This window comes from Xanthomonas cucurbitae (assembly GCF_002939885.1).
In the GTDB taxonomy this organism is placed as follows: domain Bacteria; phylum Pseudomonadota; class Gammaproteobacteria; order Xanthomonadales; family Xanthomonadaceae; genus Xanthomonas; species Xanthomonas cucurbitae.
Window position 1 is genome coordinate 1 of sequence record NZ_MDED01000049.1, and the last position, 20,203, is coordinate 20,203.

At 65.7% G+C, this 20,203-nt stretch carries 15 protein-coding genes and 6 pseudogenes; 15 read left to right on the forward strand and 6 right to left on the reverse strand.

Annotated features, from left to right (window positions below):
* Positions 1 to 91: 91 nt before the first annotated feature.
* A pseudogene (locus tag XcuCFBP2542_RS17080) lies at positions 92 to 1,336 on the forward strand (Tle-like phospholipase domain-containing protein); the annotation flags it as partial.
* Between the two features lie 148 nt (positions 1,337 to 1,484).
* Here XcuCFBP2542_RS17080 and mfd read toward each other — a convergent pair.
* The 3 genes from mfd to XcuCFBP2542_RS17100 form a co-directional block, all read right to left on the reverse strand.
* Positions 1,485 to 4,952: a transcription-repair coupling factor gene (gene mfd / locus XcuCFBP2542_RS17085; RefSeq protein ID WP_104605224.1), complete on the reverse strand. Its 3,468-nt coding sequence runs from the start codon at positions 4,950 to 4,952 to the stop codon at positions 1,485 to 1,487.
* 511 nt (positions 4,953 to 5,463) lie between these two features.
* Positions 5,464 to 6,006 carry a GNAT family N-acetyltransferase gene (locus XcuCFBP2542_RS17095; protein ID WP_029219309.1) on the reverse strand — a complete coding sequence of 181 codons (543 nt, stop codon included), beginning with the start codon at positions 6,004 to 6,006 and terminating at the stop codon, positions 5,464 to 5,466.
* Positions 6,007 to 6,400: 394 nt separating this feature from the next.
* A complete protein-coding gene (locus tag XcuCFBP2542_RS17100) occupies positions 6,401 to 7,309 on the reverse strand; it encodes a 23S rRNA (adenine(2030)-N(6))-methyltransferase RlmJ (protein WP_104605228.1) in 909 nt (302 codons plus the stop codon).
* A gap of 164 nt (positions 7,310 to 7,473) precedes the next feature.
* Between XcuCFBP2542_RS17100 and XcuCFBP2542_RS20360 the strand changes: the two are divergent.
* Both XcuCFBP2542_RS20360 and XcuCFBP2542_RS17110 read left to right on the forward strand, forming a co-directional pair.
* Positions 7,474 to 7,548: pseudogene (locus tag XcuCFBP2542_RS20360) on the forward strand (two-component system response regulator CreB); the annotation flags it as partial.
* A pseudogene (locus tag XcuCFBP2542_RS17110) lies at positions 7,539 to 7,742 on the forward strand (ATP-binding protein); the annotation flags it as partial. The pseudogenes XcuCFBP2542_RS20360 and XcuCFBP2542_RS17110, both read left to right, overlap by 10 nt.
* A gap of 121 nt (positions 7,743 to 7,863) precedes the next feature.
* Here the strand turns inward: XcuCFBP2542_RS17110 and XcuCFBP2542_RS17115 are convergent.
* Positions 7,864 to 8,676 (reverse strand): annotated as a pseudogene (locus XcuCFBP2542_RS17115) (C1 family peptidase).
* A gap of 365 nt (positions 8,677 to 9,041) precedes the next feature.
* On the opposite strand from XcuCFBP2542_RS17115, the pseudogene XcuCFBP2542_RS17120 reads away from it, so the two are divergent.
* The 7 genes and pseudogenes from XcuCFBP2542_RS17120 to XcuCFBP2542_RS17150 form a co-directional block, all read left to right on the forward strand.
* Positions 9,042 to 9,641, forward strand: a pseudogene (locus XcuCFBP2542_RS17120) (inner membrane CreD family protein); the annotation flags it as partial.
* Positions 9,642 to 9,843: 202 nt separating this feature from the next.
* Complete coding sequence (locus XcuCFBP2542_RS17125) at positions 9,844 to 10,455, forward strand: GNAT family N-acetyltransferase (RefSeq protein WP_104605230.1); 612 nt, start codon at positions 9,844 to 9,846, stop codon at positions 10,453 to 10,455.
* 91 nt (positions 10,456 to 10,546) lie between these two features.
* Positions 10,547 to 11,443: a carbon-nitrogen hydrolase family protein gene (locus tag XcuCFBP2542_RS17130; protein WP_104605231.1), complete on the forward strand. Its 897-nt coding sequence runs from the start codon at positions 10,547 to 10,549 to the stop codon at positions 11,441 to 11,443.
* A gap of 146 nt (positions 11,444 to 11,589) precedes the next feature.
* Positions 11,590 to 12,681 (forward strand): DUF3616 domain-containing protein, encoded by a 1,092-nt coding sequence (locus tag XcuCFBP2542_RS17135; RefSeq protein ID WP_104605233.1) that lies wholly within the window; start codon positions 11,590 to 11,592, stop codon positions 12,679 to 12,681.
* Positions 12,682 to 12,750: 69 nt separating this feature from the next.
* Positions 12,751 to 14,154, forward strand: a complete 1,404-nt coding sequence (gene gltX, locus XcuCFBP2542_RS17140; protein ID WP_104605235.1) for a glutamate--tRNA ligase — start codon at positions 12,751 to 12,753, stop codon at positions 14,152 to 14,154.
* 13 nt (positions 14,155 to 14,167) lie between these two features.
* Entirely contained in the window at positions 14,168 to 14,674 is a 507-nt protein-coding gene (locus XcuCFBP2542_RS17145; protein ID WP_104605237.1) for a transcriptional repressor, read from the forward strand.
* Positions 14,675 to 14,825: 151 nt separating this feature from the next.
* The gene (locus XcuCFBP2542_RS17150) at positions 14,826 to 15,029 is read left to right on the forward strand and encodes a hypothetical protein (RefSeq protein WP_104605239.1); all 204 of its coding nucleotides are present in this window, start codon (positions 14,826 to 14,828) and stop codon (positions 15,027 to 15,029) included.
* 111 nt (positions 15,030 to 15,140) lie between these two features.
* Here XcuCFBP2542_RS17150 and XcuCFBP2542_RS17155 read toward each other — a convergent pair whose 3' ends face one another.
* Positions 15,141 to 17,207: a TonB-dependent receptor gene (locus XcuCFBP2542_RS17155; RefSeq protein ID WP_104605241.1), complete on the reverse strand. Its 2,067-nt coding sequence runs from the start codon at positions 17,205 to 17,207 to the stop codon at positions 15,141 to 15,143.
* 161 nt (positions 17,208 to 17,368) lie between these two features.
* Between XcuCFBP2542_RS17155 and XcuCFBP2542_RS17160 the strand changes: the two genes are divergently transcribed.
* The 5 genes from XcuCFBP2542_RS17160 (at position 17,369) to XcuCFBP2542_RS17180 (ending at position 19,567) form a co-directional block, all read left to right on the forward strand.
* Positions 17,369 to 17,785: a MerC domain-containing protein gene (locus tag XcuCFBP2542_RS17160; RefSeq protein ID WP_104605243.1), complete on the forward strand. Its 417-nt coding sequence runs from the start codon at positions 17,369 to 17,371 to the stop codon at positions 17,783 to 17,785.
* 154 nt (positions 17,786 to 17,939) lie between these two features.
* Entirely contained in the window at positions 17,940 to 18,122 is a 183-nt protein-coding gene (locus XcuCFBP2542_RS17165) for a 30S ribosomal protein THX (RefSeq protein ID WP_003487537.1), read from the forward strand.
* A 302-nt stretch (positions 18,123 to 18,424) separates the two neighbouring features.
* The gene (locus XcuCFBP2542_RS17170) at positions 18,425 to 18,748 is read left to right on the forward strand and encodes a type II toxin-antitoxin system RelE/ParE family toxin (protein WP_104605245.1); all 324 of its coding nucleotides are present in this window, start codon (positions 18,425 to 18,427) and stop codon (positions 18,746 to 18,748) included.
* On the forward strand, positions 18,745 to 19,086 hold the full coding sequence (locus tag XcuCFBP2542_RS17175; RefSeq protein ID WP_104605247.1) for an addiction module antidote protein: 342 nt from the start codon (positions 18,745 to 18,747) through the stop codon (positions 19,084 to 19,086). The genes XcuCFBP2542_RS17170 and XcuCFBP2542_RS17175 overlap by 4 nt, the downstream gene beginning before the upstream one ends.
* A gap of 40 nt (positions 19,087 to 19,126) precedes the next feature.
* Positions 19,127 to 19,567, forward strand: coding sequence for a TIGR02391 family protein (locus XcuCFBP2542_RS17180; RefSeq protein ID WP_223214323.1), 441 nt, complete (start codon positions 19,127 to 19,129; stop codon positions 19,565 to 19,567).
* Here XcuCFBP2542_RS17180 and XcuCFBP2542_RS17185 read toward each other — a convergent pair.
* Positions 19,536 to 20,203, reverse strand: a pseudogene (locus XcuCFBP2542_RS17185) (AAA family ATPase); the annotation flags it as partial. The gene XcuCFBP2542_RS17180 and the pseudogene XcuCFBP2542_RS17185 overlap by 32 nt on opposite strands.

The window sequence follows — 20,203 nt, forward strand, 5'->3', positions numbered from 1 at the left end:
AACAACCGACCCAGAAAACGATTGAGCTATCTCACTCCAGCCGAGGTCTTTTTCAACTACGATACCCTTGCACTTCGTGAGTGAATCCACCAGCCCCTCAGGCTATCAAGGTGTCATCTATCAACGTGTCCATACCAACGAGGTCATTGTTGCCCATCGCGGTACCGAGACTGAGCGTGAGCTCAAACAGGATGGTGTCTACACTGACGGCGGCATGGTTGCGACACGTCACAACCGCCAAGCCGCCGAAGCAATTGAGTTGACCGAGCATGCGTTGGTCTATGCACAAAGACTCGGTAAGGACGGCGAAGTACCAGACGTCACCGTCACCGGCCACTCGCTCGGCGGTAACCTGGCCCAGGTCACTGCGCACCACTTCGGCCTCAAGGGCGAGACCTTCAACGCCTATGGTGCAGTCAGCCTGGATCGTCGCATTCCTGAAGGCGGCACCGCTGTCATCAATCATGTGATGGCCGGTGATGCGGTCAGTGCTGCCAGCAAGCACTATGGCCAGGTCAAGCTCTACGCCACTCAGCAGGAGATTGCCTTGCTGGAAAAAGCGGGTTACGCCAATGATCGCAGTCTTTTGGATGCACGCAATCCAGCGGTCGCCCAACCGCTCGCCGACTCGCACCGCATGCACAACTTCCTGCCGGTGGATGCCAACGGCAATCCAGACCATTCGGTGCTGGAAGATCCCAAGGCGCAGCAGTTAGCCCGTCAGTACGCGCCAATGATCGACAAGTACCGCGATGACGTGGAAGTGTTGCGTGGTGGCTTGACGCTTGGTGCACGCGGTGGTTATGGCCTGGCCGTCGATGCCATCGATCATCTGCGCGGAACGTTGGAAGCCGGCGCTGGAACGACGGAGATGGCCGCCGCACGCTGGCAAGGAGTGCAGCAGCGCATGGAGGCAGAGCACCAACAGCAGTACGTGGCACCCGGCTGGAAGATGCCGTTGGGGGCAGGCAGCGAAGTGGATGGGTCGACAACGCCGCCTGGTCGGTTTGGCGAGCCTGCCTCCGCATCGGTTCCCAACGATCCGCTTTATCAGGCCATCCACAGCAAGCTCCCTGCCGGCACCTCGCCGGCCGAGGCCATGCATGCAACGGTGGAAGCCAAGCGTGTGGGTATCCTGAGTGTCGATCAATTGCACAGCGTGACATTGCATCAGGACGTGGTTTGGATCATCGGCCAGACACCGGGCTTTCGGGCCAAGGTGGATTTGTCCGAGACCGTACCTCCATTGCAGGAGAGCGTCCGCCAGTCGCAGGCCCTGGATGCGCAGCGCAGCCAGCCAGACATGCCCCCACCGGCACCGATGCGTGGAATGTAGCGATGGATGACCGGATGCGCCGATGACTGCACCCTTGCAGACTACCGCCACTGTAGACCGACGTGCGCATCGTGCGATCAGCCGGTTGCAGCTCTTGGCGGATATCGGCCTCGGTGACTTCGTGTTTTTCAAACTGATTGGACTTTCCTTAGCTCGGTGCTAATGCTGCCAGCAGCCCGCGCGCGGCATTGAATCGATCCGCGCCCTCGGGAAGCGGCAGCTTGATGCGCAGCTTGTCCGGGCCGTCCATGGTGTAGATCCTGGGCTGCTTCTGGATCATCTGGATGACGGTCATCGGGTCGATCGTCGGCTTGGCCTCGAACACCAGTCGGCCGCCGTTCTCGCCCAGATCCAGCTTGCGCACGCCCAGCGCATTGGCCTGCAGCTTGAGCTCGGCAACGGCGAACAGGTGCTTGACCGGGTCCGGCAGCAGGCCGAAGCGGTCGATCATTTCCACCTGCAATTCACGTAAGGCCTCGGCATCGCGTGCGCTGGAAATACGCTTATACAAGGTCAGGCGCGTGTGCACGTCGGGCAGGTAGTCCTCGGGTATCAGCGAGGGCACATGCAGTTCCACCTCGGCCCCGCGCACTTCCTCGCCAGCATCCAGATCGGGTAGCTTGCCCTGGCGGATGCTGCGCACCGCGCGTTCCAGCAGTTCGGTATAGAGGCTGAAGCCGACCTCGGCCATCTGCCCGCTCTGGTCCTCGCCCAGCAACTCACCGGCGCCGCGGATTTCCAGGTCGTGCGTGGCCAGCGTAAAGCCGGCACCGAGCTCGTCCATGGAAGCGATCGCTTCCAGACGCTTCTCGGCATCGGAGGTCATCGAGCGCCGGTCCGGCACTACCAGGTAGGCGTAGGCGCGGTGATGCGAGCGGCCTACGCGGCCTCGCAGCTGATGCAACTGCGCAAGACCGAAACGGTCGGCGCGGTTGATGATGATGGTGTTGGCGTTGGGGATGTCGATGCCCGATTCGATGATCGTGGTCGACAGCAATACGTTGAAGCGTTGTTTCTGGAAATCCAGCATCACCCGTTCCAGCTCGCGCTCGGGCATCTGCCCATGCGCGATGCCGATGCGCGCTTCCGGCACCAGTTCGGACAACTCGCGCTGCATGCGCACGATGCTTTCCACGTCGTTGTGCAGGAAGTACAGCTGCCCGCCGCGGCTCAACTCGCGCTGGAATGCTTCGCGCAGCAGTGTGTTGTCCCAGGCGGTGATGAAGGTCTGCACCGCCAGCCGGTTCGGCGGCGGGGTGGCGATGATGGACAGGTCGCGCAGCCCGGCCATGGCCATATTGAGCGTGCGCGGGATCGGCGTGGCGGTGAGCGTGAGCAGGTGCACGTTGGCGCGCATCGCCTTGAGCGCTTCCTTCTGGCGCACGCCGAAACGCTGTTCTTCGTCGACCACGACCAGGCCGAGATCCTTGAACTTGACGTCGGGCTGCAATAGCCGGTGCGTGCCGATGATGACGTCGATATCGCCGCTGGCGACCTTTTCCAGTTCGGCCTTGATTTCCTTGGTGCTCTTGAAGCGCGAGAGCACTTCCACTTTCATCGGGTAATCGGCGAAGCGGTCGCGGAAATTGCGGTAATGCTGTTCGGCCAGCAAGGTGGTCGGCACCAGAACGGCCACCTGTTTGTTGGCGCTGGCAGCGGCGAAGGCGGCGCGCACGGCCACTTCGGTCTTGCCGAAGCCGACATCGCCGCAGACCACGCGGTCCATCGGCTGGCTGCTGCCCAGATCGCGCAGCGTGGCATCGATGGCGGCTAGCTGATCGGGGGTTTCTTCGAACGGGAAGCCGGCCGCGAACGGTTCGTACATCGCGCGGTCCACCTGCAGTGCCAGTCCGGCACGCGCACGGCGGCGTGCCTGGATTTCCAGCAGTTCGGCGGCCACGTCGCGCACCTTTTCGGCGGCCTTGCGCTTGGCCTTGGTCCATTGCTCGCCGCCCAGCGAATGCAGCGGCGCGGTCTCGGCCGACGCACCGGAATACCGGCTAATCAGGTGCAGTTGTGCGACGGGTACGTACAGCCGGTCGCCCTTGGCGTATTCGATTTCCAGGAACTCGCCAGGCATGCCGCCGGCATCGAGCACGATCAGGCCACGGTAACGGCCCACGCCGTGATCCTCGTGCACGATCGGCGCGCCTTCGGACAGCTCGCCCAGGTCGCGGATGATGGCTTCCGGCTCGCGTCCCACCCGGCGCGTGCGGCGCGGCTGGTTGGCCCGCTCCGGAAACAGCTGGCGCTCGGTGAGCACCGCGATCTGCGGGTCATCCAGCGCGAACCCATCTTCCAGCGGCGCCACGGTAATGCCGAAACGTAGCGTGGCCGCGGCCAGGAACGCAGGCAGGTCGGCGACCACCTCCGGCTTGAGCTGTGCGGCGGCCAATACTTCCATCAAGGCTTCGCGACGGCCGGCCGAATCGGCGGCTACCAGCACGCGGCCCGGGTAATGGCCCAGGAAGGACGCCAGCGCCTGCCCGGCCGGTGCGTCCTTGGCGGCCACCGGCAGCGGCGGCAACGGTTGTTCGCCGAGCGCGGCGGCGTCCTCGATGCGCGGGTGATCGGCTGGCCACACTTCGATGCGGGCCAGCTTGTTGAGCCGCTCGCGCAGCGCATCGGGCGACTGATACAGCGCGTCCGGCGGTAGCAGTGGCCGCTCCACATCGTGGCGGCGCTGTTCGTAGCGGTGTTGCGCCTGGGTCCAGAACGCATCGGCGGCGTTGGAGACGCCGGTGGCAATCAGCGGCAGCACACGCGTGTCCAGGTAATCGAACAGCGTGGCTGTCTTGCTGAAGAACATCGGCAGGTAATACTCGACGCCGGAGGGCGCGATGCCGGATTTCAGGTCTTGATACAGCGCGCTGCGGCGGGTATCCACGTCGAAACGTTCGCGCAGGCAGGCCAGCACGCGTTCGATGCTGGCATCGTCCATCGGCACTTCGCGGCCGGGCAGCATCTTGACCGCATCCACCTTGTCCAGCGAGCGCTGCGATTCCGGATCGAACGCACGGATGGAGTCGATGTCCTCGTCCAGCAGCTCCACCCGCAGCGGCGTGTCCGCACCCATCGGGAAGACGTCCAGCAGGCCGCCACGCACCGCGAAATCGCCCGGGTCCATCACCTGCGGCACGTTGCGGTAGCCGGCGCTCTCCAGACGGCGTTTTTCCGTGTCCAGATCCAGCCGCTGGCCAACGGTGAGATCGAAGCTGCCGCCGACGATGTAGCTCAGCGGTGCAAGTTGCTGCAGCAAGGTCTGCACCGGCACGATCACCACGCCCTTGCTCAAGCCGGGCAGGCGATGCAGCGCCGCCAGCCGCTGGCTGATGATTTCCGGATGCGGGCTGAACTGGTCGTAGGGCAGGGTTTCCCAGTCGGGAAACGGCACCACCGACAGCGCGGAATGCTCGCCCAGCAAGGCCAGCAGGTCGGATTCGATCTGGTGCGCGCTCTGGTTGTCGCGTGCGATCACCAGCAGCGGCCCGGCATGCGCCTCGGCGGCCCGCGCGATCGACCAGGCCAACGCAGTGGGAGACGACGGTGCGCGCCAATAGGCGCGGAGCTGGCCAGACTTGGGCAGCGGCGGAGAGGGGTAGGTAGGCGACGGCATCAGCCGGCAATTTTACCAGAGCCCCCGCAGTGCCCGGTCCATCTGGCGTGAAAGGTGGTTCGTACGGTGCATGCAGAAGGGCGCTGCGGGGCTACAGCCCTTGCGAGCTCGTGCATCTGTCTTGTCGGCGGCTCTTTAGTGGGGCCTGGAAAGTCCAAAGCCACGCGGGTCGAGTGCGCGGTGCCCTCACCGCTTGCGGGACACGCCGTGAATCCGTCCCTGGAGGCTCGGTGGCGGCATCCATGCCGCCAACGGTCCCGCAAGCGGTAAGGGCACCGCGCCAGAGCGTTTGCTGGTGGCTTTATTGAAAGCTATGCGCACCGACCGACTCGACTGGTCCTTGCCCGCTTACCGTCGTGGGACCTTGAGCGGCAGGGATGCCGCGCCAGAGCTTACAAGGACGTACTTGCAGCGTGTCCCGCGATGGTGAGCGGGCAAGGGCCTTGCAACCAAGTCGCAGATCGCCAGCGCTAAGCCGACTCCTAAATCCCGATTCCCGATTCCCAGCCCCTCAGGCATCCAACTCCAGCACCATCCGCACCAATTCCGGCGATTCCGGATGCGCCTGCGGCTTGAAGCCCAGCGATTCGGCCAGTTGCAGCATCGGTACGTTGCTTTGCAGCACGTCGCCGAACAGGCAATCGAGATATTTGCGGCGCGCCCACTTGACCAGCTTGCGCATCAACTGCCGGCCCAGCCCCTGGCCGGCGACGAAACTGCTGACCAGGATGGTGTACTCGGCCTGGCGGGTGCCCGGTACCAACGCGGCCCGCGCCACCGCCCCGACCAGGGCTTCGCCGGGCGGCAGCTGCTCGGCGGCAACCAGCACGATCTCGCTCTTGGGGTTGGGATGGGTCAGGCGCTGCACCATTTCCGGGGTGATTTCGGCGGAGGAACGCACAAAGCGCGCGCGGATTTCCTCCGGTCCCAGCAGGCTGAATGCCCCTTGCAGCGGCGGGCCGTCCTCGGGACGGATCGGGCGTAGCAGAAGAGTGCGGCCATTGGGCAGGCTGAAGTTTTCATGCCAGGGAGGCATGCGATTGCGAATGGCCATGACCGGTAATTCCTTCAAGGTCGGAAGATTCTGGCACCAGCCCGGCGCGCAACCGTGAATGAATCCGGTGCGCCGCCAAGAGCCAACGAGGTGGCAGTGCTTCTCACTTCACTGTAACGAGCCGAGCCGTGAGCCAGCAGTGAGAGCGTGGGCGCGGGTATTGGCTCGGACGCGGTTAATCGATGGTCCGCCGGCAGCGCCACAGTGGGCACCGACCCGCGCGCTATCCCGACGGACGTGCCGTCAGGCAAGGCCAGGGGCCGCTGGTGATGCCCGTGCAGCGCAGTGCATCGGAGTCCGCACCGCGTGCATGCAGGGGGATGGTCAGGGGCGTGCCGCAGCGCAGCGTCCTGCGTCCCGTCCACCACCGGCCACCGCAGCGGCCAGCAGCGGATCAGGCGTCCTGCCGCAGCCACTCCAGCCGGGTGGAGGCGCCGGGTTCGCCCAGATGCTGCTTCAGCACCGGCAAGGCCGGGGCCAGCACCTGGTCGAACTGCCAGGGCGCGTTGACGATCAACAGCCCGCTGCCGGTCAGGCGCAGCGGCGAGTCGTCCGGGCGCACCTGCAGCTCGGCGACCAGCACCGACTTGGCGGGCAGCGTGGCGGACTTGCGCATGAACGGTTGCAGGCTGCGGCGCAGCTTGATCGGGTACCACACCATGCAGATCGCCTGCGGCCAGCGTGCCAGGGCCTCGCGCACGCTATGGATGATCTGCGGGTACTCGGCATCCTGCGCTTCGTAGGGCGGGTCGATCAGCACCAGCCCGCGGCCGATCTTGGTATCGCCTGCGCGCGGCGGCAGGAAGGCGCGGATCGCCGCATAGCCGTCGCCGGCGTGCACGCGCACGCGGCTGTCCTTGTCGAACAGGCTCTTGAGGGCCTGGGCTTCGTCCGGTTGCAGCTCGCAGAACGCCATGCGGTCCTGGTCGCGCAGCGCCTGAGCCGCCAGCAGCGGCGAGCCGGGGTAATGGTTGAGCTGGATGCCGGCGGTGGGCCGGGCCGGCTTTTGTCCGGGTGCGGCGTGGCGCGCCGAGGCCTGGTTGTCGGCCTGCACCGCACGCAGGTAGCGCTCGACCACTTCGGGCAGGGTGGGCGCGGCCATCAGCCGCATCACCCCGGCGTCGGCCTCGCTGGTCTTGCGGCCTTCCTCGCCACCGAGCTGGTAGCGGCCGCGCCCGGCGTGGGTGTCGAGCACGAAGAACGGGGTGTCCTTGCGCTTGAGCGAGTCGATCAGCGCCAGCAAGGCGATGTGCTTGAGCACGTCGGCATGGTTGCCGGCATGGAAGGCGTGGCGATAGTTCATCGCAGCAGTGTAAGCGGGCGCGGTGGTTTGCGCTGGGGTGCGCGGTCGCTTGCGGTCTGCTGCTGCCAGTGCTGGCGGCGCCGGCGATCAGGCCTGCGCTGCCGGGGAACCTCGCGCGCGCTGCCGCGGCGGCACAGCGCTATAGATCGTGCATGCCTGCGGCTATGCTGCGCGCCATGTCCGACCCTCCCGTCCGCGTGCTCGTCGTCGAAGACGAAGCCGCCATCGCCGATACCGTGGCGTGCCGGACTACGCGATCGAACGCGTGTTCGAGCGGTTCTACTCGCTGGCGCGCCCGCTGACCGGGCAACGTGGCTCTGGTCTGGGCCTGCCGTTCGTGCGTGAGGTGGCGCGTCTGCATGGCGGCGAGGTGGCCTTGCGCAATCGTGAGGGCGGTGGCGCGGTAGCGGCCCTGCACCTACCCAACGGCTGAAACGCACTGGCTGCCGTGTGCGACAGGCCGGCTGCAGATCGCCGCACCAGGGCAGTTGCGGCATGCGCCGTAGCACATGCCGCCGATGTGTCAATCGCGCACTACAATGTGCGCTGCGGGTTCAGTGCAGTACGTCGGCTTGCATGACGTCCTTGGCCACCACCGACCACGCCAGTTTGCCAAAGCCCTTGTTGCCCCAGCCGGTGCCCCAGCTGTTCTCGACCAGCAACCCTTCGCTGTCGTAGCCCAGCGCGACCACCGCATGACCGCCCAGCAGCGGCGTGGAGGTGTCGTAGTCGACCTGGTTCTTGGAGCTGAGGTCTTCAAAGCCTTGCCGGACCTGGAAGCCGATCGCCACCGGCGTGGACGAGGCCAGCGCAAGCTTGATCTGCTCGATCAAGGCTCGCCCACCGTTGCCGCCGTTGTCCGAATACAACACGGTGTACTTGCGGTACGGCGTGGGGTTCTTGGCGGCGTTGGCGCGGTCGGCGGCGGTGGGCGGGTTCTTCCAGTTGTAGTTGCCCCATGAATAATGCTGCTCGGTGTCGATACCTTGCGCCAACGCCACCTCCAGTGGGGCGTCCAGCGTGGAGCCCTCATCGACGCCGCCGTTGACCTGGCTGTAAAGATACATCGGGGCAAAGCGGGTCTGCGCCTGCTTGTTGGCGTTGGCATACCAGCCGGTCAGGGTGTGGGCCGTTGCCCAGGATGCACATGCATTCACTTGGCCCTGGTCGCCTGGCGGAATCGCCCAGGCGGTCAGGTCCACGCTGGCGGGGACCGACTTGGCGGCGCTCGCTGTTCCGAACAGCGGTGTGACCGGCTGCATCAACGACTATGGTTTCAAGCCCATGCCGTGCGTTGCCGCCTGTGCGGCGGCGGACAGGCTCAGTGCAGCGAGTAGGCAGAGTGCGAGCGAACGTTGGATGTTCATGGGAGGGAAACTCCAGGCTAGAGAGGAATGCAGTCGGCGCAGGGGTAGAGCCACGCCAGGCAAGCAGGCAGGCGACCGGTGCGGCGCGCGCGAAGTAACGGACATCGGTATGGAGCGACGAGGCTGGAAAGTCGTGTTCAGAACGAAATCGAAAACGAAGAGATGGATCTGCAGGACGTCACTGCAGGCGAATCGTTGCGCTTGCCGCCACAGCGTGCCGTAGCGATGCGAAGCGCTGTCGAGGAAACGGAAGTCCGTGGTGGGCCTGGGTTGCACTTGTGCCGGTGGAACTGCGGATTTCTTCAGTGCGTCACAGTGCGGCCGCAGGTCGGGGCAACGCCCACTTCACATTGCCGGACGAGTAGGGCAACCAGCGCAAAGTGTGGCGCAAGCGTGAGGGCGCGCTGTTGCAGACCCCGCGCAGCCTGAAACTCAGCGGCGAGATGGTGCCGTCGGTGCGCGAAGTGGGTCTGTATCGCGTGCAGGTGTATTCTTGCAGAGCGGCGCTGCACGCGGAATACGCACCGCTGGACTACGCCGCCGTGCCCACCCGCGTGTATGGCCAACCGCATCTGGCGGTGGGCATTTCCGATGTGCGTGGGCTGGTCGGGACGCCGCAGCTGCAGATGGATGGGCGTGCAGTGGCACTGGAAAGCGGCGCTGGCGCGCTCGCGGATCGGTCGTCGGGCGTGCATGCCGAACTGAGCCCGCTGGCCGACCCGGTGGCCGGGCGGCTGCAGGAGGGCAATGGGGTGGAGATGCAGTTCGTGCTGGACGGCACCCGCCGGCTGGCCATCGCACCGATCGCCGACAACAACGGGATTGCCTTGCGTTCCGCCTGGCAGCCCCCGTCCTGCGGCGGCCGCTTCTTGCCCAACGCACCCAGCATCGGCCCGAAAGGCTTCGATGCCAGCTGGTCGCTGTCGTCGCTAGCCACCGGCGCACAAACGCAGCTGCAGTCCAGCCGCAACCACGGGACTGCTTCGTTATGGACCATGGCAACGCCTGAGCAATGGCAGCTACTGGACCCGCAGCAACGATGCGCTGCTCGGGGTGCTGGTGGCTGCAGAAGAAGCGGCGGTCTGGTTGATGTGGCAACAGCCGGTTGCCACGGAACGGCACCACCGCCGCTGGTTGCGCTGAGCGGCGGTGGCGCGGTCGCTTACCATGGCCGGCATGACCCGTACTCCCCTCGTCATCGAAGCGGTAAGCGGCAACGCGGGGTTGCCGTACCTGGACGCGGTGGCGCAGCTGCGCATCGCGGTGTTCCGTGCATGGCCGTATCTGTACGACGGCGATGCCGATTACGAACGTAGCTATCTGGCGGCATATGCGGCCTCGCCACGCAGCGTGTTCGTGCTGGCGCGCGATGGCGATGCGGTGATTGGTGCCTCCACTGGCCTGCCGCTGCTCGATGACGGCGACGCCTTCCACGCGCCCTTCCGCGCAGCCGGCATCGACCCGGCTGGCGTGTTCTATTTCGGCGAGTCGGTGTTGCTGCCCGCGTATCGCGGGCGTGGCATCGGCCACGCGTTCTTCGACCGCCGACAGGCGCATGCGCGCGCGCTGGGCGGCTTTGCGCTCACCGCCTTCTGCTCGGTGGACCGTGCGCCCGACGATCCGCGCACGCCGGCTGACTATCGCCCCAACGATGCGTTCTGGCGCAAGCGCGGCTATGCGCCGCAGCCGCACCTGCAGGTGCGGCTGGCCTGGGCAGAATTGCACCACGGCCAGATCGACCACCGCTTGAGCGTGTGGACATGCGCCTTGGCAGACTAGCCGCGCTTGCACCGTCTGCGTTGCCGCTGGCTGCGACCATTGCCGGCCCGTGTGTGTCTCCACTTGCCGCTACAGGTACAGGACCTAGCCCATGAATGCGCCGCTCACCATTGCTGTTGCCAAGTACGCGATCGGCCGCCCGGCGGATTTCGATGCGTTTGCCGCGCGCGTGTCGGCCCTGGTCGGCGAGGCTGCGCTGGCCGGTGCCCGCGTGGCGGTGCTACCGGAATACCTGTCGCTGGAGCTGGGCGCGACCTTCGGCACGCAGGTGTCTGCCGGCCTGCCCGAATCCTTGGCCGCCATCCAGGCCTTGCGTGCACCATGGCTTGAACTCTTTGCCGGCCTGGCGCGCCAGCACCGGCTGCACCTGATCCCCGGCAGTTTCCTGCTGGATCCAGGCCAGGGCCGCTACCGCAATCGCAGCGACTGGTTCACCCCCGATGGCCGCCACGCTTGGCAGGACAAGCTGCAGCTCACCGGCTTCGAAAAGGCCACCGGGCTGATCGAGCCGGGCGATGCGCTCAAGGTGTTCGACCTCGATGGCGTGCGTGCGGCGATCGCCATCTGCTACGACAGCGAATTTCCGCTGCCGGTGCGGGCGCAGTACGAGGCCGGTGCACGCCTGCTGATCGTGCCCAGCTGCACCGACACCGCCGCCGGCGCCACCCGCGTACGCATCGGCTGCCTGGCGCGCGCGCTGGAAAACCGCATGTTCGTCGCGCAGTCGGTCACTGCCGGCCAGGCGCCCTGGAGCCCGGCGCTGGACGTCAACACCGGCGAGGCGGCGGTGTTCGCGCCGATGGATGTGGGCTTCCCGGATGACGGCGTGCTGGCGCAGACCCGGGGCGAGGCGGCGTGGGCGTATGCGTCGCTGGATATCGATGCCTTGGAAACCCGCCGCGCACACGCGCAAGTGGCCAACGATCGCGATTGGCCGGGGCAATGGACAGCCGGTCTGGCGCGTGCGCGGCTGGCGAGGTGGGAATGAGTCAGCCGTGCCGGGTGTTGCCAAGGACATGACCGCGCGCTCCTGGGCCGCAGCCCATCCTCCAGTGCTATCACGGGCCGTACCCGCCAGCCCTGCGCTCGTGGTGTACTGGCGACCATCTCCAGCACGGTCGTTCACCCGCTCCCATGGCCAAGAAAACCCTGATTCCGCATAGCGTCCGGCTTGAGTTCACGCCGGGCGCGCTGGTGCACAGCAATCTTTCCGGCGCGGCGTTCACCGACGACTGGCTGTGGGTCGCCGGCGACGAAGCCTGCGCGGTGGACCGGTTGCGCAGGCTGCCGCCCGGCCAGCGCGAGCGCTTGCGCTTCGGCGAGGGGCAGAGTTTTCCGCTGGCCGAGCTGCTGGACCTGCCCGGCCAAGACGCCGAGGAGGCCGACCTGGAAGGCATGGCGCTGTCCGATGGGTATCTGTGGGTGGTCGGTTCGCATGGGTTGAAGCGCAAGAACGCCAAGCCCGGCCGCGACGATGCCGACAACGCCAAGCGCCTGACCAAGCTCAAGCTCGACGCCAACCGCCGTCTGCTGGCCTGCCTGCCGATCGAACGCGACGACGACGGCACGCCGCGGCTGGTGCGCGAGACCGCCGACGGCCGCCGCGCGTTGCGGCTCAAGGGCGATGCCAAGCACAACCAGCTCACCGAACTGCTGGCCGACGACCCGCATTTCGGTCCGTTCCTGACGATTCCCGGCAAGGACAACGGCTTCGACATCGAGGGCATCGTGGTCGACGGCCAACGCCTGCTGCTGGGCCTGCGTGGGCCGGTGCTGCGTGGCTGGTCGGCCTTGCTGGAGATCGCGGTGGAAGCGCATGGCGACCATCTGCGCCTGGCACCGCTGGACGAGGACGGCACCCTGTTGCGCAAGCACTTCCTGCAACTGGGCGGGCTGGGCGTGCGTGATCTGCATTATTCCGGCGACGATCTCTACCTGCTGGCCGGGCCGACCATGGTGTTGAACGGCGAGATCCGCCTGTTCAAATGGCCGGACGCCCGCCAGCAACTGGCCGCCAATCGCGCGCCGGTGCGCTTCCAGCACACCCTGCTGGAATCGGCGGTGTTGCCGCACGGCAAAGACAGCGACCGCGCCGAGGCGATCTGCAACCTGCCGCCGCAGCTGGCCGGCAGGACGCCCAGCTGGCTGGTGCTGTACGACGCGCCCGGCCCCGCGCGCAGCGGTGGCGAGTGCGTGGTGTACGGCGACCTGTTGCGCAACCGCTGAACCGGCGGGCCGGGCAGGGCCGCGCTGCGCAAGGTAAAATCGGCCCAGTCCCGTTTCGCCGAGCGCTCCATGACCTGCCGCACCCGCTTTGCCCCCAGCCCCACCGGTTACCTGCATATCGGCGGTGCCCGCACCGCGTTGTATTGCTGGCTGGAGGCACGTCGTCGCGGCGGGCAGTTCGTGCTGCGCATCGAAGACACCGACCGCGAACGCAGCACCCAGGCGGCCATCGATGCCATCCTGGAAGCGATGGACTGGCTGGGACTGGACTACGACGAAGGCCCGGTCTACCAGACCCAGCGCGTCGCCCGCTACCAGGAAGTGGCCGAGCAGCTGCTGGCGCAGGGCAAGGCCTATTACGCCTACGAAACCCGCGAAGAGCTCGATGCCATGCGCGAGGCCGCGATGGCCAAACAGGAAAAGCCGCGCTACAACGGCGCTGCCCGCGAGCAGCAGCTGGCGTACCGCGACGACCCCAATCGCGTCATCCGCTTCAAGAATCCGCTGGACGGCAGCGTGGTCTTCGACGACCTCATCAAGGGCCGCATCGAGATCGCCAACAGCGAGCTCGACGATATGGTGATCTTCCGCCCGGACGGCTACCCCACCTACAACTTCGCGGTGGTGGTGGACGACTGGGACATGGGCATCACCGAGGTGATCCGCGGCGACGACCACATCAACAACACCCCGCGCCAGATCAACATCTACGAAGCGCTGGGTGCGCCGGTGCCGCGTTTCGGCCACATGCCGATGATCCTGGACGAGCAGGGCGCCAAGCTCTCCAAGCGCACCGGCGCGGCCGACGTGATGCAGTACAAGGACGCCGGCTACCTGCCGCATGCCTTGATCAACTACCTGGCCCGCCTGGGCTGGTCGCATGGCGACCAGGAGCTGTTCAGCCGCCAGGAGCTGTTGGACCTGTTCGACATTACCGATGTCAATTCCAAGGCCGCGCGGCTGGACATGGCCAAGCTCGGCTGGGTCAATCAGCATTATCTGAAAACCGACGACCCGGCCAGCATCGCGCCGCAGCTGGAATACCAGCTGGGCAAGCTGGGCATCGACGTGGCCAACGGCCCGGCCGCCGCCGACGTGGTGGTGGCGCTGCGCGAGCGCGTGCAGACCCTCAAGGACATGGCCGAAAAAGCCGTGGTCTGGTACCAGCCGCTGGAGGTCTACGACGCAGCGGCGGTCATCAAACACCTGAAGCTGGGCGCCGAAGTGCCGCTGGGCAAGGCGCGCGAGCTGCTGGCGGCGCAGCGCGAATGGACCGTGGAAAGCGTCTCGGCAGCGCTGCACGAGGCCGCCGCGGCGCTGGAGCTGGGCATGGGCAAGGTGGCCCAGCCACTGCGCGTGGCCATCACCGGCACCCAGGTCAGCCCGGATATTTCGCAGACGGTGTACCTGGCCGGCCGCGAGGGTGCCTTGAAACGCATCGATGCGGCACTCATCAAGATCGGAGCGGCCTGACGCCGGAGCCTGTATGACCAAGCACACCCACACGCAGGACCATGCCTGCACCGAGCCGCATCACCACGTCGACGACGCCAACGGTTTCGTGCGCGCGGTGGAGCGTGCCTGCAGCGAACGCGGCCTGCGGCTGACGCCGATCCGCGCCAACGTGCTGCGGCTGATTGCCGATGCCGGCAAGCCGGTCAAGGCCTACGAACTGCTGGACTGGGTGCGCGAAGGCAAGGGCGTGGGCGCCGATGCCCCGCCCACCGTCTACCGCGCGCTGGATTTCCTGATGGCCAACGGGTTCGTGCACAAGCTCGAATCGGTCAACGCCTTCGTCGCCTGCCATCACCCCAACAGCGCCCAGCACTCGGTGCCGTTCCTGATCTGCGACCGCTGCCATAGCGCGGTGGAGCTGGAAGACCGCGACGTGGTCTCGCAACTGGACGCCCGCGCCAAGGCACTGGGATTCCAGCCGCAGGCGCAGACGCTGGAAGTGCATGGCCTGTGCGCCAAGTGCGCGGTGGCAAAGTAACTCACGCGCCTGGCTGCAGGCCGGGCGGGAGCCTGCCTGCCAGATGGTGGCGGCATGAAGCGCCACCACCGGTGGCATCGGGAATGGGCACCCTCTGGCCGCTCACGCGCGCCGCGTATCATGGTCGCGAACCCAGTCACCGCACGCGTCCATGCCCGTCAAACCTTTGCCATTCTCGACCCCTAGCAGCCCGGCGCAGTGGCAACAGCTCCAAGCCGCCGCTGCCGCCGAGCTTGCCCGGCGCACCGCGCAGGCGCACCTGCAGATCCTGGGCATCTTGCGCACGCACGGGCACCTGTTGAGCGCTGCGCAGCGGCGCAGCCTGCACAAGCGCCTGCAGCGCGGCAGGCGCTGATCGTCGATCCCGTTGCTGAAGGATGGTCGTTGCCAAGGGCGAATGCGCCGCGATGAAAAAGGCCGCCCGAAGGCGGCCTCGCTTCTAGTCGGCGGGGGAGAGAGTCCGCCGTCAGAAGAACATGCGCACGCCAAAGGAGGCGCTGCGGCCCGGGAGCATCACATCGTCCTTGAGGAACGAGGTATGCACGCGGGCGTCCTGGTTGGTGAGGTTGTTGCCGTCCAGGAACACTTCCCAGGCATTGCTGCCATGGTCCACGTGGTAGGCCAGGTGCGCATCGACGAAGGTGTAGCCGTCGGTCGGGGTTTCGTTCACCGCCACCTTGTCCTGTTTCATCGTGCGGGTGGCGCCCACTGCGGCGCGCCACTGTTCGGCATCCCAGCGTAGCTGCGCACCGAACCGGCCTGGCGCGATGCGCGGCAGGTTGCCGCCGTCCTTCAAGCGTGCCTGCACGGTATCCCCGAACATGCGCAGGTCCCAGGCACCGGTGTCGTTGTTGGCCAGGTGGAAAGTGGCTTCGCCTTCGAAGCCGTGGAAGACCGCATCGGCCTGCGTCCACTGGCGGATCGGCAGGAAGTCGTTGTCTTCTTCGTTGAACCATTGGTTGCCGGTGTCGACGATGTAGACGAAATCGTCGTAGCGGTTGTAGTACGCCGCCACCTTGGCATCCACCCAGTCGTTCTGGAAGTTCAGGCCCAGCTCGGCCTGGTTGGCCTTCTCGGTCTTCAGGTTGGCATCGCCGATCTCGAAGGCGAGGGTGGCGATATGCGGACCATTGGCGAAGAGTTCCTCTTCGGCCGGCGCGCGCTCGGCGTGGTCCAGGTTGGCGGTGAGGCGCCACTGCTCGTTGAAGCGGAAGCCGCCGCTGGCCGAGAAGCTGGTGGGGGTGAAGTCGCGGTCCACGCCGATGTCGGTCTGGTACTTGACCTTGTCCACGCGTGCGCCCACTTCGGCGGTCACCCGCTCCCAGCTGTTGCGCGCCACGGCGAAGGCGCCCAGCGAGCGGGTATCGGTCTTGGGAACGAAGGATTCTTCACCGATCGCCTGGAAGGTGGTGTCGCTGCCCTGCAGGCCGAACGCGGTCTGCCAACCGCCGCCAAAGGTGAAGGATGCTTCCACGCGGCCCTCGTTGGCGCGCTTGGAGAACACGGTGCCTACTTCGTCGCCTTCGAATTCGGTATGCGCGTAGTCGGTGTGGCCGAAGCTGTAGCGCAGCGCGCTGCCGTCGCCCCACGGGTCGGTCAGCCCGCCCTTGAGGTCGTAGCGATCCTGCTGCAGCTTCAACGACACGCCGCGCTCGCCGATCGAGGGGTCGCCCGGTTCGCCCGGATTGCCGTAGTTGTCGCGGAAGCGCGAGGCCGACAAGCCCACGAAGCCCCAATCGCCGGCCAGCGATGCACCGATCGAGCCCACCTTGGAGTCGATCCAGCTGTTGAGCTGGCGTCCGCGCGGGGTGTCGTAGTCGTTCTGGTTGCGGTACACGCCGTCGGCATGGATCGACAGCCCGCTGCCGTTGCCGGCATCGACGCGGAACATATCGGTGTTGCCGTCCTTGTCGCCGCCGTCGAAACGCACTTCGGCGCGGCCGTTGAAGCCGTCCACCGGGGTCTCGGCAATGCGCCCGTCGACCACGTTGACCACGCCGCCGATCGCGCCGGAGCCGTACAACAGCGTGGACGGACCCTTGAGCACTTCGATCTGGTTGGCCAGGAATGGCTCGATGGCCGGCGAGTGGTCCTGGCTGACGGTGGACACGTCCTGGGTGGACAGGCCGTCGCGCAGCACCGCCACGCGCGGACCGTCCAGGCCACGGATGATCGGCCGGCCGACACCAGGGCCGAAGTTGGAACTCTGCACGCCGGGCAGGCTGGCCACGGTTTCGCCCAGGCTGGAGGTGCGCACCTCATCCAGACGCGCGCCGGCCAGCACCTCGACCGGGCGGCTCAGCTCGCCGGCCGCGTCGCGCAGCGGGCTGGCGGTGACCACCACCTTGTCCAGGTCCTTGATATGGCGCCCGCTGGACGGCGAGGCGTCATGCCGGTTGTCCGAATCTGGAGGCGTCTGCGGGTCGGCGGGCAGCGGGCCCTCCGCGGCCGTGGCCAGGACGGGAAGCAGCACGCTGGCCAGGGCCAACGCAAGCGTGGAACGGCGAAGGGAAGAGGCAACACTCAGGGGCATGGTGGACCGGACTCGATGATGGTGACCGTGGAGCAATGGAATGGCGCAGCGGAACTGCGGCGCCGACGGCAGGCATCGCACGGGCGTGATGCACCGGTGCGAGGCTGGAACAAACAAGATGTTATATTATTCTAAATCGTCGTGATCCCCTGCTGAAAGTCATGTCCCTGCCAACGCTCCGCCATCTGCTTGATCGCTTCGGTGCCACCGGTTCGCTACTGTGCGCGGTGCATTGCGCGCTGTTGCCGCTGGTGCTCGCGCTGGCGCCCTCACTGGGCCTGTCGTTCTGGCTGGGCGAAAGCGTCGAACTGGCCATCGTGGTGTTCGTGACCCTGCTTGGGCTGTTCAGCCTGGTGCTGGGGTATCGCCGCCATCGCGCCCTGCACGCACTGGCCCTGCTGCTGCCTGGCCTGGCGATGCTGTGGCTGGGCCTGCTGTATGACCCGTTGCACCATTCGGTGGTACCGCATGCGGTGGTGATGACCCTGGGCGGCGCGCTGGTGGGCATTGCCCATCTGGTCAACCTGCGCTTGAACCACAGCCATTCCCACGTGCACGACGCGCGCTGCGCGCATTGATCGCGTCCACCTTGGCGACGCCGTGCGGGTGCGGGCTGCGCGCGCGCAGGCCGACGTGATAGGCTTGCCGGCCTTGCGCGAGGGCGCCGCCGGCGCAGCCTCGCCAGACCCGTGCCAGCACGGGGCTTTGTTTTCACATTCAGGAGTCGACAAAATGGGTAAGGGTGACCGTAAGACCGCCAAGGGCAAGCGCTACAACGCCAGCTACGGCAATTCGCGTTCGCACGCGGTGAGCAAGGTTGTCGTGGGTGCGGCTGCCCCGGTTGCCAAGAAGGGCGTGGTTAAGGCTCCGGCCAAGAAGGCTGTGGCCAAGAAGACCGTTGCCAAGGCCAGCTGAGTCCAGCCCACTTGCGACTTGAGAAACGCGGCGCTTGCGCCGCGTTTTTTTATGTCAGCACGACTCTAGAGAAGAACCTTGCGTGAAATTCACAGAGGATCACGCCGAGCAGCGCAACAGGCCCAGCAGTGGCGAACCGACGCAAGAACGTAGCGTCGCAGCGTGATGTAGCGTCGCAGCGTGATAAGGATGTCACCGTATGAATTGGCGCATGTCACCAACCCAGCGACACCGACCGGGCTTGCATCATGAAAAGTCCATCTTGATGTTTGTGATTTATAAGTCACAATGGAGGCCGGGTCATGTTTGAGGTCCGGCGATACCAACGGGCCGATGCTGCGGTTCCGCTGACCGACTGGCTGGCTGATCTTCGGGACGCGCGGGCTCGGGCCAAGCTGGAGATCCGTTTTCGGCGGGTGTCCCTGGGCATTTTGGGCGACATCAAGCCGGTCGGCGAAGGTGTCCTGGAACTGCGTGAAGACATCGGCCCTGGCTATCGGGTGTACATCGGCCGACACGGATCGGCGCTGGTCATCCTGCTGTGCGGTGGCGACAAGCGCTCACAGGGTGCGGACATCCAACGAGCCAAGGAATATTGGCTGGACTGGAAACGGAGAAATACATGAGCAATCGCAAACATGCCGCCTCGGTCTCTCATAGCGAGGCCACGATTGCCGAACTGCGTGCTGATCGAGGCTTCGCGCTGGAGTATCTGAAATCCGCGCTCGAAGAGCTGGACAATCCGGAGCATCGCGCCGCCGGACTGCTCGCGCTGCGCGACGTGGCAGAAGCCTACGGCGGACTGGCGACCGTCGCCCAGGAGGCGGGCATCACGCGTGAAGCGCTCTATCGAGCGCTGTCGCCGACGGGGAACCCGACGCTCAAGACCTTGCTGGCCGTGCTGCATGCGGTCGGTATGCGCCTGTCCGTTGCGCCTGCCGAGCCCATCGTGTCACACGCCTGAAGCCCTGGATTGCGTGCGGACCCTGTACACATGGTTCGTATTGAACGCTTCAGTCCCCAACATATGGAAGCTGCTGAACGAGAACTACTTTCATGCCGTCTTTGAGTCGGACAAGGGCGTTGCCGAGCGATTGCGTTTGATGTCCGGCCTCGCGACGGACGGAGTGGAATTGGTGAATCGCGCGCGCTCCACGCAAAATCCGATCTTGGTTCTCGGCTCGCTCGCCATCGAATCCGACAAGAGCGAGCAGAAAGGTTTCGCCAATCTATTGGTGGGCCTCTTCGGCGCTGTGCGCAACCCGCTAGCGCACGCGCCCAAAACCAACTGGCCTATGTTCCAGCGGGATGCGCTGGATATTCTGACGCTGGTGTCACTCATTCATCGCAAGCTGGATCGACCCCTGGAGACCGGCGCGGCGCGGCGGTTTGATCTTACGTTGAACGAATGCTTCAAGGCGGCTTCACCGCTGCGGGTGCCGTAACGGAAACTGCGCCGGCCTTACGCTTTCTTGCTGTCTCCCCGCTACGCTTGTCGATCTGTGCTCGCCACGTCTCCAACGCCATGATGTCGGTAAGTAGTTCATCGGGCTCGGGAATGGCGACGCCACCCAATAGCGCCTTGTCATGTGCATAGTTCGAACACTTCGTCATGCCCGCGTGTACTTGCGCATAGTCACCGTCTTCGACAACGACACCTGCCAAGCGCTGCGTTTCCACACCTTTGCGGAAGCGCAGAATGACCTCGCGCAGCAGCACCTCCTCGACCGCACGCTCCCATGCCATACGCAGCCGGAAATACGCATCGACGGTTTGCCTCCTGTGCTCCCGTTCTTCACCATCCTTGTGTAGTTTGGCGATGGATTGGTGCTGGGCTTTCAGAACGCCGATCCGCTTGCTCGCATTCTTGCCCTCAAATGGCAGTTCCGGATCGGCGATACCGAATCCCTCGGTACGCCGAGTCAGACTTTGTGTGGCAATCGCAGCGCCGGCCAGCTTTGCTTCCTCCGCAAGCAGGCATAGAAAATAGGGGTCTTCGCGGATCACTGTGGGTGCAATCGAGCATTTTCGGGTAGCGCGGGCAGGAAGCTGGCGATGATCTTGAGCCTCAGGAACTCCTC